Source organism: Embleya scabrispora, assembly GCF_002024165.1.
In the GTDB taxonomy this organism is placed as follows: Bacteria; Actinomycetota; Actinomycetes; order Streptomycetales; family Streptomycetaceae; genus Embleya; species Embleya scabrispora_A.
This window is the reverse complement of the sequence record NZ_MWQN01000004.1, coordinates 310249-326691: the sequence shown is the minus strand read 5'-3', so window position 1 is coordinate 326691 and position 16443 is coordinate 310249. Positions and strand designations below refer to the sequence as shown.

Genomic DNA, 16443 nt, shown 5'->3' with positions numbered 1-16443 from the left:
CCACAGACACCTTTCGACGGCGTACGACCCCGGCGTACGACCGCGGCACAGGACAACGGCGTACGACAACCGCATACGACAGTTGGGAATCACCGTGACCTTCAATCCCCTCGATCACAAGGGCATCCCGCTGGACGGCCAGTTGCGCAACTGGCGCGAGTTGGACGTGGAGCCGATCGATCCGGACAAGGCCGACCCGTACACCCGATGCCGGATCATCACCATGAACGGGATCGAGACCGAGGCGATCCTGTTCAGCCACAACTTCTCCCGGCACTGCCCCGACCCCGAGGTGCGCCGCAAGCTCGCCGAGGTCCGCTACTTCGAACAGCAGCAGCAGAAGGTCGTCAACTGGCTCCTGCCCGGACTCAACTCCGTCCTGGAGACGACGATCGCCTACGAGCAGGTCGCCGTCGACCTGACCTCGTGGGTGGCCCGGATGGAACCCGACCCCTACCTGACCCAGTGCTACCGGTTCGGGCTGCTGGAGGACTTCGACCACCTGTACCGGTACGCCAACCTGTACGAGATCATCGAACACCGCAAGGCCGAGAAGATCGTCGACGGCCTCACCGAGATCATGCCCGGTCGCCCGACCCGCCTGCACCACCGCCACCCGGTGGACAATCTGCGCACCCCCTACGACCGGGGCACGGTCGACCCGCTGTCCAAGCTGCACGCGCTGACGATCATGTCGGCCGAGCAGCAGACGATGAACTACTACATGAACGTCGGCCCCCTGGCCATCGAACCGATCGCGCGACGTCTCTACCAGGAGATCGCGATGGTGGAGGAGGAACACGTCACCCACTACGAGTCGTTGGTCGACCAGGGCGAGTCGTGGTGGGAGCAGTTGGTCACGCACGAGTACAACGAGTGCTACCTCTACCACTCGTTCATGCAGACCGAGCCCGACCCGCGGATCAAGGCGATCTGGGAACTGCACCTGAACATGGAACTGGGCCACCTGCAGATCGCCGCCGATCTCATGCGCCGTCACGACGGACGCGACCCCGCCGAGATCCTCGCCCCCGCACTGCCCGCGCCCGTCACCTTCGAGCCCAACAAGGAATACGTCCGCGAGGCGTTGGCCACCGAGATCGACCTCACCACCCTCGGCGAAGGATTCGTCGCCGAGGCCCACGAACGCTTCACCAAGATGCAGGAAGCCCTCAACGGCCCCGGATACATCCCGAGCGAGGACGTCATCGACGCCCATCGTGAACACTTCGACGGTGACGAGTACCGTCTCGAAACCGAAGGCGAACACCCCACACCCGCTCTCCGCCGGCAAGGATGAGGTGGGCGCAGCAGCTACCGAAGTCGGGTAGCACGGCGCACGGTTGACCCTCGAAGGTGCCGGGCGGTCCGGATTCGCGGGCGTTCGGGCGACGACCGAGCGCTACGCGGGAACGCGGGAACGCCTCGGTAGTTTGCCGGCGCGCCGAACCAGCGGGTGCCGGCCTGCGTGAACGCCTCATGTCGGGGGGCGTGTTCGCTCGCTTGCCCATGCCACGACGCCGTCGGGCGGACGAGCAGGGCGGTGAAGCCGAGGTCGTTGTGGACCGGTTCCGCGGCGTACCGGGTCCGGCTGCCGTTCTCGAAGCGGAAGTCGGGCGCGGTGCGCCGACGAGCGGCTGGTCGTCGGCCGGGTCGTACCGATTGAACAGTCCCGACGTCCTGCGGTAGACGTGCGTGGCGCCGTCGGGGTGCTCTTCAGATCGCGGATCAGCCGGCGCAGGGCCGGGGCGTTGGGCCCCGGCTTCATCGTCGCCACTTGGGCGCGGGACCAGTCGAGGACGGCGGCGCCGACGGGGTGGCGCTCGCCGGTGTAGGTGTCGAACAGGTCGTTCGGCGCGGTGCCGTGCACGGTGGCGCCCGCGGTGACGGCCGTTTCCGTTGCCGTCTCCAGCAGTTCGTCCCGGTTGCCCACGTGGTAGTAGATCGCCCCGGACCCGGTGGCCAGGCGCTCGGTCTGCGTCCGCATCGTCGGTGCGCTCTCGCCGCCTGCGTCGAGCAGTTCGACGGTGGTGGCGGTGATTTGCTCCCGGGAGAGCACCTGGTTACGCCGTCGGGGGGACCGGCCGCTTGTGTTGCCATGGCTTGATGCCGGCACATTTGCATCGATGAACCCGCACGCGTTGGGGTTGAGGGCTTCGACGCGGCGGTGGTTGATATGCCTGGATTGTCTGCGGTGCGCCTCGAACGTTTTGGAGCGTCGTCGTGTGATGATCACATGGATTCGGTGTCTCGTTGACCGCCGACATCGACCCGACCGCCGCGGCGTGAACTTCGCCTGCCCGGAGAAGGTTTGCCCGTCATTCCACCCTCGGGGATCGTACGTGCGTACCAGATCGTTCCTGTCCGTCGTGTCCACCCTCGTCCTGGCGTTCGGACTCACCGCGGGTTCGGCGGCGGGTTCCGCCGCGAGCGATCCACCCGTGCTGCACTTTCTCCAGTACAACATCTGCGGTGGCTGGGGTGGTTGCACCGTGGACCCGTCGATGGCGGGAGAGGTCACCCGCCGGGTCGCGAAGGTCGAACGGGAGATCACCACGTGGAGCGCCGACACGGTGTTCCTCAGCGAGGTGTGCGGCGTGCAGTTCCGGGCGCTGTTGGACGACCTCGCCCCGCTCGGCTACACCGGGGTCTTCCACAGCCAGTTGCAGGAGGGCTCGGGCTGCCGGCCGGACACCGACGGCACCGCCCCCGAGGGCATCGCGGTGCTCGTCAAGGGCCGGGTCGGCGTCGGCGTGTTCCACGATCTGACCACTCCGAACACCACGGTCGAACACTTCGGCCTGTTGTGCACGGACACCGAACTCCAGGGCCGCCGGGTCCACGTGTGCAGCGGACATCCCACTCCCGACGAGGCCGGTGTGGAACAGAATCGACGACTCGCCGCGATCGTGGACGACGTCGTGCGGTCGGGTACGCCGGTGATCGTCGGCGGGGACTTCAACCTGACACCCGAGCATCCGGGCCTGGACGGCATGTACTCCCATTCGGGGGGCCACGGGCGCTTCGTCGAGGTCGACGACACGAACAAGGCGTACTTCACCCCGGCCTGCCCTCCGCCGGCCGCACAATGCCGCAGCGGTGCGCCGACGTTCGGCACGGGCGGACCCACGCCCGTCAAGCTGGACCACGTGTTCCTGAGCGCGGCGCACTTCGTCGATCGCGCAGCCTCCGTCGGCGGCCACGACCTCGCGGTCACCGACCACGACGTCCTGCGCGGCCAAGCCGCATGGGCGCCATGATCGCGGTGGCGGCGGATCTCGCGCAGGCGATGTACCGGCCGGGCCCCGGGTCGCCCGGCCGCCCGAGCGCAGCACACGGCCGGAGCCGCGCACGGACTTCTCGACGCCGCGCCTCCCGATCCCTCGGGGAGACAATGGTTCTTCGTGCGACGCGCTCGACCTGACCGCGTGGGTCGTCCCATCGGGGGAGGTGGCCCGGGTGCGGATCCGAGCCGAACCGGCCCTGGAGGCGCATGTCATGACGTACCGGCGAGATCTCCCCGGGCCCGCACCGGGTCGCGTCCAACTGTGCCAGGCGCTGGAGTGCGCGGAACTCGACCTGCGGGGAATCGCCGTATCGCGACGAGCCGAGGAGGCGGACGAGTCCGGCCGTCCGGGTGGGCCGGAGCACGCGCCGCGCGTCGCGTCACAACAGGGTGAACGTTGCCGGATGCGGCGGTAGCCGGCGGATCTCGGCAGCACCGGAGGTTACGATTCCGGGAGTTTCCCTCGCTCGGTGATCAAGGACATCCACGCCTCGAGGGTGGCGATGAACTCGTGGAGGTCGGGGGTGGTGTGGGAAGCCCGTATCTGCTCCCAGCCGGGATCGAGGACGACGACTCGGAAGCCCTGGCCGCCATACCAGCCGGCGTCCATGTTGATCTCCCGGGTCTCCAGGCCGTTCATAGCCGCCACCTCGCCCGCTGTCCGCCACGGCGGTGGTGCGGTACGCGCCCAGTACAGGTCCTCGGAGTCGTTGGCCTCGATTCTTCCGTCCGACAGGCGTCGGGCCGAGACGCCGTTGTAGATGACGTTCCAACCGGCCGGGACACGCAGCGGGATCAAACCCCAGTCCTCGGAAACGGCGGCAGCGAGCGGGGACCCGGGCGGAAGCCGGAAGATCGGGCGCATAGGCCGACAGGGTAGTGGCGGATGCGATCCACAGCGTCGACGGAAACCCCATTGAACGCCCGCCTGTTGCCGTTGTCCGCGCCTGTCCGCCCCAACCACCGCAGCCACGCCGAGCGGAACGCCCCCATCACCGGCTACGTCTGCCGGCACAACATTCGACCACGGCCCAAGGTCGACTTCGCCACTGATTCACCGACCCGAACCCGGAACGATCACCCGACCAAGCCCGCGTGGCGAGCCACTACTGAGGTTTGCGCTCGTGGTTGCGGGCCGGTTGGAGCGGGGTCCGTCCGAGTCGGTGGCGGGCCGCCGCCGGCGTTCGGGGCTCCGAGACGGAGGTCTCCCGACGAGGCGTGCGTGTTGCTCGGCGAAAACCGGCCGGCAGCGGGGGCGGGGAGGCGGGTCAGGTCGAGTCCTCCGGGGAGGGTTCCCGAGTGGGTCGGGGCGTTTCGGGGGCGTTTGGAGGGGATTGGGGTTCGAAACCGGATCGCGATGGGTGGTTGTGGGCTCCGGGCTTCGGTGACCTGCGGTTTTGTGGCGTCGGGGTGGAAAGTCGGGCGTCGAGTGCCGGTTTCGTGTGCTCGGGCCTCCTCGAACCGGCGAGAAGACCCAAACTGCCCGATCGGGATCGGCCTCGGACGCTGCACTTTCCATAGGCCGTCGAAGAGATCGGAAGTGTCCAGCAGGGTCCGAAACCGGATCCCGAGGCACCAGGAGTAGCCGCCCTCCACGCTGAACTGCGGTTTTCCCGTACGCCAAGGCTCCGGGACCCCACCCAATCCGGGTTCATGAACCTTCGTCACCCACATGCCATCACCCGCCGGAAACGCCCGACCCACTCCAGAAGGCTCCCCGGAGGACTCGACCCGACCCGCCTCCCCGCCCCCGCTGCCGGCCGGTTTTCGCCGACCAACACGTCCGCCTCGCCGGGAACTTCGAGTCTCGGAGCCCCGAACGCCGGCGGCGGCCCACCACCGACTCGGACCAACCCCGCACCGGCCACCCGCAACCACAAGCGCAAACCCCAGTACCCGATGATGCAGTGCCATTCAGCGCAGCAGTTTCCGTGATGGCGATTACCGACACGACGTTGGGTGGTGGGTGGCGGCCCACGATGCCAGGAGTGCCAGGTTGTCGGCGGTCGGTGTGCCCGCGGGTGCGGTGTAGACGGTGAGGTACAGGCCGGGGTCGGCCGGTAGTTCCAGGGATTCGACGTCCAGGTCGAGCCGGCCCACGATCGGATGGTGTACACGCTTGCGCCCGGAGCGGTGCAGTCGCACGTCCTGGGATGCCCACCGTTGTCGGAACAGCTCACTGCCCGTCGACAGTTCGCCGACCAGGGCGATCAGCTTCTCGTCGTGCGGATCGCGGCCGGCTTCCATGCGTAGCTTCGCGGCCACGGCGGCGGCGATCTGGTCGTAGTCGACGAAGAAATCTTTGGCCGTCTCCGAGTTCAGGTAGATGAACCGCGCTGTGTTCGCGGGCCGTCGCGGGTCGGCCGGCATCGGTGAATACAGCGCGCGGGCGAGTTGATTCATGGCGAGCACGTCATAACGGCCGTTACCGATCCACGCCGGCGCATCGGAGATCGCGTCGAGCACCTGTTGCAGCGTCGAGCGCACCGTCACGGCGGGGCTGTGCCGGCGGCGTGGGCCACCGGGCGCCCGGCGCGCGAGGTGGAACAGGTGGTCGCGTTCGGCCTCGTCGAGTTGCAGGGCGGAGGCCAACGCGTCGAGCACGCCATCGGAGACACCGGCGAGGCTGCCGCGCTCCATGCGCACGTAGTAGTCGACCGATACCCCCGCCAGTAGCGCCACCTCCTCGCGACGCAGACCCTTGACCCGGCGATTGCCGCCGTAAGCGGGCAGGCCCGCCTGCTCGGGTGCGATGCGGGCGCGACGCGAGCTGAGAAACTCTCGGATATCGGTGCGTGGATCCATCCTGGCCATCTCCTCACCGTAAGCCCGTTCCGCAATCCAAGGGAGGCACTGCGGGTACCCCGACGACGACCGCGTACGCCATGGCTTCGAACACCGCTCCCTTGTCGCGCGGAGCGGTCCCGCCACCTTGCGGTCGAGCCTCGACCTTCGAGTCACATCGCACAGAACCTCTATGCGACGGCCGATGCGGCGGATCGGGCGGCCTGCTCGATTGTCGCGCAGTAGGCGGCGCGGGCTTCCTCATCTATCTGCGTCTCGTGTTCGGGGCGCATCCCGGTTCGGCCGTCGATGCCTTCGCGCAGGATGTCGGCGTGCCCGGCATGCCGGTTGGTCTCGCCGAGGACGTGGACCATGACGGCGAACAGGTTCGTGTCGGAGTGGGGATCCGGCCACCAGGGCACGTGGCCGGGGGTGTCGAGGGGAAGCTCGTTGATCGTCGCGTCCGAGTGTTCCCACGTGCGCCGGTAGAACTGGATGATTCGATCGCGGGTCTCGTCCTCGGTCGCCCACAGATCGCTGCCGTCGTGGTCCTGCCACCGGGGCAGCGGTTTCGGGAAAGGGCGATCGAAGACTTCGCCGAAGTACCTGGCCTCGACGCCGGCCACGTGTTTGACCAGGCCGAGGAGGTTGCTCCCGGTCACTGTCAATGGTCGGCGGGCGTCGTATTCGGACAAGCCGTCGAGCTTCCAGAGCAGCGCCTCGCGGTCCCGCCGCAGTCTCCCGTGCAGGTTGTCCTTCGCGAATTCGTCGATCATGCGGCATGAGCGTGCCATGGGCCACTCGCGGCCTCAAGGTCTCGTACGTGGACTGCGACGACCGGAAGAGCCGAAGTCCGGCCATGGCCGGCCCGCCGGTCAGTCGATGCCTTCGATGATGCGGAAGTCGCGCTGGAAGCCGTGGGGGAGGGCCGTCAGCGCCTGCCGGTATGCCTCGCTCTCGTATGCCGCGACGGCCTGTTCGAAGGTGTCGAACTCGATCAGAACGACGCGTTCCGCGATTCCGGCCTCGTGGGCGACGACTCGACCGAAGTTGGACAGGACGCGCCCGCCCCCGGCCCGGACGGCCGGGCCCGCCAGTTTGTTGTAGGCGGTCAGCTCCTCGGGGTCGGAAATGGCGGGGTAGACACTGACCCAGTAGCCCTTGGCCATGGAGACCTCCTGTGTTCGGCCGGACACGTCCGACTTCGAATCGACGCTCGGATCGATCGATTCCGGCGACGGGTACCGCCGTCGGTTGGATCGTCGTATGCGCAGGTTAGGGCTTGATGCGCGGACGAGGGAAAGACCGGTACGGGATAGACTCAGAACGGATCGTTATCAATCGCCAAGGGGGGCGTGTGGCGCCGGACACGGTGAGCCTGCGGTACTTCCTGGTGCTGGCGCAGGAGTTGAACTTCACCCGCGCGGCCGCACGGATCGGTATCGCACAGCCCGCGCTCAGCGCCCGGATGCGCCGATTGGAGGCGGAACTCGGCACGGCTCTGCTGGTCCGCAACACACGCAGCGTCGCATTGACCACGGCCGGTGCGGCGTTGGCGGAGTCCGCGCCGCCCGCGCTGGCGGCGCTGGACCGGGCGTGGGACACCGCCCGCAGCGCGGCGGCCGGTGAACTGGGCACGCTGCGCATGGGATACAGCCTCAGCACCGGGGCCGAGACGGTACCGGCCCTGGTGGACAGGCTGATGCGCGGCAACAGCGGGCTCCGGGTCGGCGCGGTCCCGATGGCGACACCGGAGATCTCCCCCGCGGTCGCCGACGGCCGCATCGATGCCGGGATCACCCGCGGTGAACAGCCGGGCCGTGGCGTGCGCCGGTATCTGCTGCGACGTCAGCGCATCGGGGTCCAGTTGGCGCGGCACCATCCGCTGGCCGAGCACCCGGAGATCGAGATCGCCGACGCGGCCGCGTATCCGCTGCGGCTTCCGGATCGTGCGGCCAACCCCGTGATCCACGATCAGCTGTCCGCGCTGTTTCGAGACACCCGGCCGCGCCCCCGATTCCATACGCCCGCGGTCTCTTTCGACATGTCCCAGCGCGACCTGCTCGACGGAAACACTCTCGCCCCGGCCGGAGAAGCCGCGGTCACGACGCAACCGGCCGGTCTCACCTGGCGACCGCTGCGCGGCGCGCCCGGCCTGACGATCCACCTGGTCCTCCCACGCGAGCAGTCGCCGCTACACCGCCGCATCCGTGCCGTCGCCAAAACCCTGGCGCGCGAGCTGCACTGGCCGGCGGACTGACGCGCGAGAGGTCAAGCGCGACGAATGTCTGTGGTGGCGAGGCCGAAGCCGTTGCGCCGGCGGACTACGTGGTGGTGACGGTGGTGGTGGTGACGTCGAATGTCCGACACGACCTCGACCGCAACCTCGACGGCTGCGGGTGGGTGGCGGTTCGTGGGATGCGATGTCGCGGCCGGCTGGGATACGGGTGGTGGGGGTGTCGCGGTGGGTACCCGCAGTCCGTAGGCCGTATCACGGCTGTCGCGTACGCCGCGTCCGGTAGCCGAGGCGACGCCGATGAGCGCGATCGCCGCGAGGAAGCCGAGTGTCACCCACATGAGGCGGTCCTCGAACGCGACGCGGCGGCTTGCGCGTCGGTGGGCGAGCCCGGATTCACGGCGACCGCCTTGAAGAACGTGTAGTGGAAGGTCCCGCCGGGCTCCGCCGTGCGGTACAGGTCGACGATGCCGCGGTCCCATTCGGTCCGCGTGGTGAGACCCGCCGTCAGGGCGTTGTCGCGGACGGCCTCGATCATGGCGATGAAGGTGTTGCGGGTGAATCCTTCGACCAACCCGGGCCGGGACCGGTCGGCGTAGAGCGTGCACGGGCGGACCGCGACATCGGTGAACCCGACCGCGGACAGCAGGGGCTCCAGCCGTCGGCCGATCAGCGCGTTTCCGCCGGCTGCGGATTGCAGTTGGATCTGGCGGTCGATCGCCGCGCGGGCGTAGGCGCTGTCGGGGTGGAAGAACGCCGATCCGTGGTCGCCTTCGATGACGGTGACGGTGCCGCCGGGTCGCAGTACGCGCCGCAATTCCTCCAACGCGCCCTCGGGGTCCTTCAGGTGTTCCAGCACGAAGCACACGAACGCGTGGTCGAACGTCGCGTCTGGGAAGGGCAGTTCGTACAGATCGGCACACCGCCACCGCACTCGGGCCCCGGGCGCCTGGGCCGCCAGGCGGGCGCGGGCCTGCGCGAGCGAGTCCTCGGAGACGTCCACCGCCGTGATGTGCGCCCCTGGGCTGCCCGATGCCAGGTGCGCGGTCTGGGCCCCCACCCCACATCCGGCCTCGAGGACGCGACTGCCGGCCGGGTAGACGGTGCCGGCGTGCAGCAGGGCCGCCAGGGTATCCGCCTGATCGTTCAGTCGGCGGGCCTCGACCGGCGAGTATCCGTGCACGTAGCCGGGCTTCGGCACGTCCCGCTCCCACACGTCGTGCGCCTGCGTGGCGAGATGGTGCGATGGGGACCGTGCGTCGACGGTGGGAGGGGCGGTGGCCGGATCGATGTTCATGACTTCACCCTCGCGTTACATTGGTCCGATGAACAGGTCCAATGGCGACGTTGCCGACCGGTCCAAAACATCGGGGTCGGACTTCCTTCAGTTGAACGTCGGCGACGCGCCGGCGGGCGGGCTGTCCGATTGGCTGGCGCGGCGACTGCGGCTCGCGATCTCTGACGGCCGGCTGCCGGTCGGAAGCAGGTTGCCGGCCACTCGGGTCCTGGCCGGCGAACTCCGCGTCTCCCGTGGCGTGGTCACCGAGGCGTACCACCGGCTGATCGAGGACGGACACGTCGCCGGGCGCGGACGTGGCGGAACGGTCGTGGTGGCCGCTCCCGTGTCGGCGCCGGCGGCAGGGGGGCCGCGCGAGACCGTCGACCCACCGTCGACGAGCGCACTGTTCGTCGCCGCTCCGGGCGCGGACGTCTACGACGCGTTGCGCGCGGCGCCGGCTCGCATCGACCTGACACCCGGTATGCCCGACCTGGCGGCGTTTCCGCGAACGGCGTGGCTGCGTGCCGAACGCACCGTGGTCGGCGGCCTCGCGCCGTCCGACTTCGGATACGGGGACCCTCGCGGCACACCGGCGCTGCGGCACGCCGTCGCGAACTGGCTGGCCCGCAATCGTGGGATCCGGGCGGACCCGGACCAGGTCGTCATCGTCGCCGGAACCGCCCAGGCCTTCGGCCTGCTCGCCCAGGTGCTCCGCGACGACGGGATCCGCGAAGTCGCCGTCGAGGACCCCGGATCGCTCGGAGCCCGCCAACATCTGAACCACTGGCACCTGGAGGCTCCGCCGATCCCCGTCGACGCCGACGGAATCCGGGTCGACGCGCTGCGCGCCCAGGGCGCTCCGGTCGTCCTCCTGACCCCCGCCCATCAGTTCCCGACCGGAGTGGTGCTCGGCGGTGAACGACGCCGCGACCTGATGCGCTGGGCCGACACGGAGGGCGGACTGATCATCGAGGACGACTACGACGCCGAACACCGCTACGACCGGCCTCCCGTTCCCGCCCTGCGGTCGATGCTCGCGGAGCACGTCTGCTACGCGGGCAGCGTGTCCAAACTGCTCGCCCCCGCGCTGCGGGTGGGATGGGTGCTCGCACCCCCGAAGTACCGGGACGCCCTCGTGGACGCCAAACGCTTCGCCGACCTCGGCAACGCCGTACTGCCCCAACTGGTCCTGGCCGAACTGATGGAATCGGGCGGCATGGAACGCCAGTTGCGGTTCCTCCGCCCCCGGCACCGCCGCCGCCGGGACGCCATGATCGACGCGATCGGAACCCACCTCCCGGGCGCCGCCGTCCACGGCGCGGCGGCCGGCCTGCACCTGACGATCACCTTCGATGCCGGGTTCGCCGACGTCGACCTCGCCGCCGCGGCACTCGCGTGCGGCGTGAAGGTGCAGCCGCTGTCCTGGCACAGCCAACGCCCGACCCGACCGGGCCTGGTCCTCGGCTACGCCGCGCGTACGCCCACCGAAATCGGCGAGGGCATCGCGACCATCGGCGATGCGCTGCGACGCCTGTCCCGATCACGGCATTTGACCGACGACACCCGCCGGTAGTTTGCCTGTCCCGGAGAAACGAAGCGTGCGAACCACTCCCCGATGCCGGTGGTCGCCCGAGGAGGTTTCGCGTGGCAAGCCGCATGTCGCTGTCCGGCGGCCACCTCCGCCGAACTCACCCCTCCTGAAGCGGGGTTCGTGTCGACACGGGTCAGGTTCGGGTGGGTGCCGACCTGGTGCGCTGGGTCAGCACGATGCAGCCGAGCACGGCGAATGCGGCGATCGGCATCGCGGGCGACAACGTCTCGCCCAGGATCAGCACCGCCCAGACCAACGTCAACAGCGGCTGGCCCAACTGCAGTTGGCTGGCCGCCGATACGCCGATCACCGCCATCCCCCGATACCAACCGACGAAGCCCAGGAACTGGGACACCGCCGCCAGATAGACCAGCCCGCCCGCACTTCGGGCATCGAGGTGGACCGGCTCGGTGGCCAGTCCCAGTACCGAGATCAGCGCGGTGGCCGGCGCCGCGAGCACCACGCCCCAGGCGATCACCTGCCATCCGGGCATGTGCCGAGCCAGTCGGCCGCCCTCGGCGTAGCCGGCAGCACACAACACCAGTGCGCCGAACAGGTATACGTCCGCGAGGCCGACACCACCGCTGCTCTGTTGCACGGCGAACGCGAACACCGCGGCGGCGCCCGCGACCGACGCCGCCCAGAAGGTCCGACTCGGCCGTTCACCGGTGCGCAGCACCGCGCAGACCGTGGTGGCCAGGGGCAGCAGACCGACCACCACCGCCGAGTGCGCCGTGGACGAAGTCTGCAGCGCGAGCGTGGTGAGCAGCGGCCAGCCGAGTACGCAGCCCACGGCGATCACGGCCAACCCGGGCCGGTCCGCCCGCGCGGGCAGCGGAGCCCGCACCGCCAGCAGGCCCGCTCCGGCGAACAGCGCCGCGAGCAGCCCGCGCAGCCCGGTGACGGTCCAGGGGCCGAAGCCGTCCAAGGCCCACACGGTCGCCGGGAAGCTGAGCGAGAAGGTCACGATCGCGAGCGCGGCGAGGGCGGTGCCGCCGATCGCTATCGGCACCGGCCGAATAGCGCTATCTTGTGCTGTCATGAACCAGAGTAGCGGCCCCGTCGATCTTGTGGCCATCCTGCGTCGGGAGCTGAACCGCTACTCACCCGGCGAAAAGCTGCCGTCCAGTCGCTTCCTGGTGGAGCACCATCGAGTCAGCCCGGTGACGGTGTCCCGCGCGATCGCCGCGCTCGCCGCCGAGGGACTCGTGGTCTCCCGCCCCGGCGCCGGCGTCTACCGCGCCGCGCCGAGCCGTCCGCTCGCGCCGACCGGCGACACCTCGTGGCAGGAGGTCGCGCTCAGTGCGGAACCGGGCCTGCCGCCGCAGCGCAGCCCGGACGCATCCGGCGTCCTGTCCTCGCTCGTCGTGGCCCCGGCCGAGGTCGTCGACCTCAACAGCGGCTACCTTCACGCCTCCCTCCAACCCGAACGCGCGCTCGCCGCCGCCCTCGCGCGCGCCGGCCGCCGCCCGGGCGCGTGGGAGCGTCCGCCGCTGGAGGGCCTGCCGGAACTGCGCGCGTGGTTCGCCCGCGACATCGGCGGCACGGTGGCCACGTCGGATGTGCTGATCACCGCCGGCGGCCAGAACGCCCTGACCACGGCGCTGCGTTCGCTCGTCGCACCCGGCTCGCCGGTGCTGGTCGAATCGCCGACCTACCCCGGCGTACTGGCCGTTGCCCAGGCCGCCGGGCTGCGCCCGGTGCCGGTGCCGATGGACGGCGACGGCGTACGCACCGACCTGCTCGCCGACGCGTTCGCGGCCACCCGGGCCCGGGCGTTCGTCTGCCAGCCGGTGTTCCAGAACCCGACCGGCACGGTGCTGTCCGTCGCCCGCCGCGCCGAGGTGCGGCACATCGCGCACACGGCGGGCGCGTTCGTGGTGGAGGACGACTTCTCCCGCCGACTCGTGCACGCGGACGCGCCGCCGCTGCCCGCGCCGCTGGCCGCAGACGATCCCAACGGCGTGGTGGTGCACATCCGTTCGCTGACCAAGCCCACCTCACCCAGCCTGCGCGTCGCCGCCCTGACCGCACACGGCCCGGCCTTCGAGCGGCTGCGCGCCGTCCAGACGGTGGACAGCTTCTTCGTTCCGCGCCCCCTCCAAGAGGCCGCCCTGCAACTGGTCGGCGCGCCGGCCTGGCCGCAACACCTGCGCACGCTGAGCGCGGCGCTGCGCGATCGGCGCCGAGTGCTGGCGGGCGCGCTGGAGCGGCGGCTGCCGGAACTGCTACCGGACCGACTGCCCTACGGCGGCTACCACTTCTGGTTGCGGCTGCCCCACGGGCAGGACGTGACGGCGTTGACCTCCGCCGCGCTGCGCGCCGGTGTCGCGGTGACGCCGGGACCGGCGTACTTCACCGCAGAGCCGCCGGCTCCGTATCTGCGCGTCGCCTACTCCTACCCCGAGGGCCCGGAGCAATTGGTCGAGGGCGTCGAGCGGTTGCACCGGGCGTTCACCGGGCAGGGCTGACCCTACGGCCGTCATCCTGCGACACCGCCTGCGATACGGCATCTCCCATGGCATGCTGCCGGCGACGCCACCGACACGGATGTCGGTGGCAGGCCCACAGGGGACCCCCGTGGGTCTGACCGACGTGTGGGCCGGCTCTCGAGAAGGGGCTCGGCGATGGGGCTCAGGGGTGTTCGGGCGCGAGATCGCCGGCTCGAGGCCGGTTGTCGTCCCCGACGGGAACCGCGGTCGCCTCGGCGGCGCAGGGCGTCGGCGGGGCCGGGACGTGGCCGAAGTCGCGGACGTCGTCCGGGCGTTGTGCCCAGCGGCCCGAGAGTACGGAGCAGACGATCAGTTGCAGTTGGTGATACAGCATCAGCGGCAGGATCGTCGTCCCGGCGTGGGCGCCGAACAGGACCGCCGCCATCGGCAGGCCCGCGGCCAGGCTCTTGGTGGCGCCGCCGAATACGATGGCGATCCGGTCCTCGACCGCGAAGCCCAGGCGTCGGGACAATGTCGCCGTCAAGCCGAGCGTGGCGCCCAGCAGCGCGGCGGTCACCGCGAACAGTGCCGCCAGCCGTGCCGGCGTGACCTGCTGCCAGACGCCTTGGACCATTCCGGCACTGAACGCGCAGTACACGACGAGCAGAATCGAACCGCGGTCGACGAGCCCGAGCCACCTCTTGTGACGAGTGACGAACGCGCCCAGCCAGGGGCGCAGAAGTTGACCGGCAAGGAACGGCGCGAGCAGTTGCGTGCCGATGGAGATCAGTCCGGAGGCGGAGACGTCCACGCGCGAGCCGATCAACCACGCGGCGAGCAACGGCGTCGCGAGCATGCCGAGCAGGCTGGAGTACGTACCGGCGCAGATCGCCGCCGGCACGTTTCCGCGCGCGACGGACGTCAGCGCGATCGAGGACTGCACGGTGGACGGGACGACACACAGGAACAGCAGTCCGACGTACAGGTCCCGGGTGAGAACCTGTGGAACCAGACCCGAGGCGGCCAGCCCGAAAGCGGGAAAGACGACGAACGTGCAGCAGACGATGGTGAGATGGAGCCGCCAGTGGCGGAGTCCGGCCACCGCTTCGCCGGTGGACAGTCGTGCGCCGTAGAGGAAGAAGAGGAGCCCGACGGCCACGTCCGCGCCGACGCCGAATGTCGAGGCCGCGTGACCCCGAGCGGGCAGGACCGCGGCCAGGGCGACGGTGCCGAGGAGGGCCGCGATGTAGGGATCGATCGGCAGTCGCCGCATTGCCCCGAGGAGCCGGGAACGGTGGCCGGGCGTGTCGTCCTGCATGGCTTCCTTCGGTGCTGTGGTGGGGCGTGGGTGGTACGGGGGTCGGGCCGGAGGCGGCGGCCGAGTCGGGAGCGAACCGCTCGACCGCCGCCGGACTCAGTCCCCTCCTTCGAGGTCGCTGCCGACGACGCCGCCGGTCGCCGCGTCGAGTGATCGATCGATCTCCAGCACCGAATCGGGTTTGAACGTGCCGACCGGCAACACCGCCACGGTGGGCGCGAGTTGCACGACCGGGGCGGACGGGGCCGCGGGTGCGGTCGCCGGTCCTCCCGCGATGGCGGCCGCAGCCGATGCCCCTGGACTTGCCGCGTACAGCAGGCCGGCCGCGAGTGTGGTGACGGTGAGAGTGTTCAGAGCTCGCACGTGCTTGGGGCTCCTCGTCGGGGGAGAGGCAGCCGGCGGTGGTGGCCGTGGGTGGTCGCACGGGTGGGCGACCAGATCGGCACGGTCACACCGAAACCGCGTCCCGGGCCGAGTGGTGGCGGCTGATGTTCTTCTCCAACAGCTCGGTCGACTCGCGGACACCGATGCCGGCACCCTCGTTCACCTGCGGGAGCCGCCCGTCGGCGAAGGCGAGGTCGGCGAGCGCGGCGTCGATGGCGCTGTGCGCCGCGAACAGGCACGGCGTGCTGTAGATCGCGACGTCCACGTCCAGTTCGGTCAGCTCGGTCAGCGAGAGCCGTGGTGACTTGCCGCCCGCGATCTGGTTGAACAACAACGGTTTGTCGCCGATCACGGCCCGGATTCGGCTGATCCACTCGATGCTGCGGACCCCGTCCACCAAAACCACGTCGGCATCGGTCTCCGCGAGCGCGGCGGCGCGGCGCAGGATCTCCTTCTCCTCCGTCGCGTCCGTACGTGCCACGACGAGCAGGTCGGTACGCGATTCGAGAACCAAATTCAGTTTCGTCAAGTAGTCGTCCAGCGGCAGCACTTGCTTGCCGTCCGCGTGACCGCAACGGCGCGGACGTTGCTGATCCTCCAGGATGACTCCGGAAGCGCCGGCCCGTTCGAGCTGCTGGACGACGTGGCAGGCGACCTCGGGATCGACGTAACCGTCGTCGATGTCCACGAGCAGGTGGTGCCGAGGGAAGGCCAGCCGTAGGCGCTCGGCGAAGTGCACCATGTCGGGCCAGGCGATGAAACCGATGTCGGGCAACCCGTAGTGGGACGCGGCGAAGCCGAAACCGGAGACGAAGAAGCCTCCGTAGTGCTGCGCCGCAATGGATGCGGAGTACATGTCGTAGATGCCGATGAGAGGCGTCGTTCGGGGACGGGAGATCTCTTCGCGCAGGGCGCTGCCGTAAGTCACGGTTCCTCCGAAATCGAGAGCGAGTCCTTCCGCCGCGACGGGTACGCGAGAGCGTGCAGTCGAGGCCTTCGGCCCGGCGCGACACGGCCCACGCCGAGACGGACGACGTGACATGCCGGCAGGCGAAAACCTTGTCAACTACTACATGTGACGGAAGGACTTCGCTCCGTAGTATGTGGAGGTGGGCAAGTCTCTGTCAAGATTC

At 69.6% G+C, this 16443-nt stretch carries 15 protein-coding genes; 5 read left to right on the top strand and 10 right to left on the bottom strand.

Going from position 1 to position 16443, the window contains the following annotated elements; all coding sequences use genetic code 11:
* The first annotated feature begins 94 nt into the window (after window positions 1–94).
* Entirely contained in the window at window positions 95–1300 is a 1206-nt protein-coding gene (locus tag B4N89_RS41985) for a hypothetical protein (RefSeq protein WP_078982371.1), read from the top strand.
* Window positions 1301–1477: 177 nt separating this feature from the next.
* Here the strand turns inward: B4N89_RS41985 and B4N89_RS52275 are convergent, their stop codons facing one another.
* On the bottom strand, window positions 1478–2377 hold the full coding sequence (locus tag B4N89_RS52275; RefSeq protein ID WP_235619298.1) for a TetR/AcrR family transcriptional regulator: 900 nt from the start codon (window positions 2375–2377) through the stop codon (window positions 1478–1480).
* Here B4N89_RS52275 and B4N89_RS41970 point away from each other — a divergent pair.
* The gene (locus tag B4N89_RS41970) at window positions 2343–3260 is read left to right on the top strand and encodes an endonuclease/exonuclease/phosphatase family protein (RefSeq protein ID WP_078981885.1); all 918 of its coding nucleotides are present in this window, start codon (window positions 2343–2345) and stop codon (window positions 3258–3260) included. The genes B4N89_RS52275 and B4N89_RS41970 overlap by 35 nt on opposite strands.
* Window positions 3261–3728: 468 nt before the next feature.
* On the opposite strand, the gene B4N89_RS41960 is transcribed toward B4N89_RS41970, so the two are convergent.
* The 4 genes from B4N89_RS41960 to B4N89_RS41945 form a co-directional block, all read right to left on the bottom strand.
* Window positions 3729–4085, bottom strand: coding sequence for a hypothetical protein (locus tag B4N89_RS41960; protein ID WP_143658283.1), 357 nt, complete (start codon window positions 4083–4085; stop codon window positions 3729–3731).
* A gap of 1142 nt (window positions 4086–5227) precedes the next feature.
* Complete coding sequence (locus B4N89_RS41955; protein WP_414646472.1) at window positions 5228–6100, bottom strand: helix-turn-helix transcriptional regulator; 873 nt, start codon at window positions 6098–6100, stop codon at window positions 5228–5230.
* 161 nt (window positions 6101–6261) lie between these two features.
* Window positions 6262–6846, bottom strand: coding sequence for a DinB family protein (locus B4N89_RS41950; RefSeq protein ID WP_078981881.1), 585 nt, complete (start codon window positions 6844–6846; stop codon window positions 6262–6264).
* 99 nt (window positions 6847–6945) lie between these two features.
* Complete coding sequence (locus tag B4N89_RS41945) at window positions 6946–7239, bottom strand: DUF1330 domain-containing protein (protein ID WP_078981880.1); 294 nt, start codon at window positions 7237–7239, stop codon at window positions 6946–6948.
* 188 nt (window positions 7240–7427) lie between these two features.
* Between B4N89_RS41945 and B4N89_RS41940 the strand changes: the two genes are divergently transcribed.
* Complete coding sequence (locus tag B4N89_RS41940) at window positions 7428–8330, top strand: LysR family transcriptional regulator (RefSeq protein ID WP_078981879.1); 903 nt, start codon at window positions 7428–7430, stop codon at window positions 8328–8330.
* Window positions 8331–8637: 307 nt separating this feature from the next.
* Here B4N89_RS41940 and B4N89_RS41935 read toward each other — a convergent pair whose 3' ends face one another.
* Window positions 8638–9603 carry a methyltransferase domain-containing protein gene (locus B4N89_RS41935; protein WP_078981878.1) on the bottom strand — a complete coding sequence of 322 codons (966 nt, stop codon included), beginning with the start codon at window positions 9601–9603 and terminating at the stop codon, window positions 8638–8640.
* A 28-nt stretch (window positions 9604–9631) separates the two neighbouring features.
* On the opposite strand from B4N89_RS41935, the gene B4N89_RS41930 reads away from it, so the two are divergent.
* Complete coding sequence (locus B4N89_RS41930) at window positions 9632–11158, top strand: PLP-dependent aminotransferase family protein (protein ID WP_078981877.1); 1527 nt, start codon at window positions 9632–9634, stop codon at window positions 11156–11158.
* Window positions 11159–11309: 151 nt separating this feature from the next.
* On the opposite strand, the gene B4N89_RS41925 is transcribed toward B4N89_RS41930, so the two are convergent.
* Entirely contained in the window at window positions 11310–12218 is a 909-nt protein-coding gene (locus B4N89_RS41925; protein WP_078981876.1) for a DMT family transporter, read from the bottom strand.
* Here B4N89_RS41925 and B4N89_RS41920 point away from each other — a divergent pair.
* Complete coding sequence (locus B4N89_RS41920) at window positions 12217–13647, top strand: PLP-dependent aminotransferase family protein (RefSeq protein WP_078981875.1); 1431 nt, start codon at window positions 12217–12219, stop codon at window positions 13645–13647. The genes B4N89_RS41925 and B4N89_RS41920 overlap by 2 nt on opposite strands.
* Window positions 13648–13810: 163 nt before the next feature.
* Here the strand turns inward: B4N89_RS41920 and B4N89_RS41915 are convergent, their stop codons facing one another.
* From B4N89_RS41915 to B4N89_RS41910, 3 genes are all read right to left on the bottom strand, one after another.
* Complete coding sequence (locus B4N89_RS41915) at window positions 13811–14926, bottom strand: bile acid:sodium symporter family protein (protein ID WP_235619297.1); 1116 nt, start codon at window positions 14924–14926, stop codon at window positions 13811–13813.
* A 96-nt stretch (window positions 14927–15022) separates the two neighbouring features.
* Window positions 15023–15289: a hypothetical protein gene (locus B4N89_RS49280; RefSeq protein WP_143658282.1), complete on the bottom strand. Its 267-nt coding sequence runs from the start codon at window positions 15287–15289 to the stop codon at window positions 15023–15025.
* Between the two features lie 85 nt (window positions 15290–15374).
* Window positions 15375–16238, bottom strand: coding sequence for an isocitrate lyase/PEP mutase family protein (locus B4N89_RS41910; protein ID WP_078981874.1), 864 nt, complete (start codon window positions 16236–16238; stop codon window positions 15375–15377).
* Window positions 16239–16443: the final 205 nt, after the last annotated feature.

What these genes read in the sequence shown, in the direction of transcription:
- B4N89_RS41930 (WP_078981877.1), top strand. Translation starts at nt 9,632, where the DNA reads ATGAACAGGTCCAATGGCGACGTTGCCGACCGGTCCAAAACATCGGGG.
- B4N89_RS41950 (WP_078981881.1), bottom strand. Translation starts at nt 6,846, where the DNA reads ATGATCGACGAATTCGCGAAGGACAACCTGCACGGGAGACTGCGGCGG.
- B4N89_RS41945 (WP_078981880.1), bottom strand. Translation starts at nt 7,239, where the DNA reads ATGGCCAAGGGCTACTGGGTCAGTGTCTACCCCGCCATTTCCGACCCC.
- B4N89_RS41935 (WP_078981878.1), bottom strand. Translation starts at nt 9,603, where the DNA reads ATGAACATCGATCCGGCCACCGCCCCTCCCACCGTCGACGCACGGTCC.
- B4N89_RS41920 (WP_078981875.1), top strand. Translation starts at nt 12,217, where the DNA reads ATGAACCAGAGTAGCGGCCCCGTCGATCTTGTGGCCATCCTGCGTCGG.
- B4N89_RS41925 (WP_078981876.1), bottom strand. Translation starts at nt 12,218, where the DNA reads ATGACAGCACAAGATAGCGCTATTCGGCCGGTGCCGATAGCGATCGGC.
- B4N89_RS41915 (WP_235619297.1), bottom strand. Translation starts at nt 14,926, where the DNA reads ATGCAGGACGACACGCCCGGCCACCGTTCCCGGCTCCTCGGGGCAATG.
- B4N89_RS41955 (WP_414646472.1), bottom strand. Translation starts at nt 6,100, where the DNA reads ATGGCCAGGATGGATCCACGCACCGATATCCGAGAGTTTCTCAGCTCG.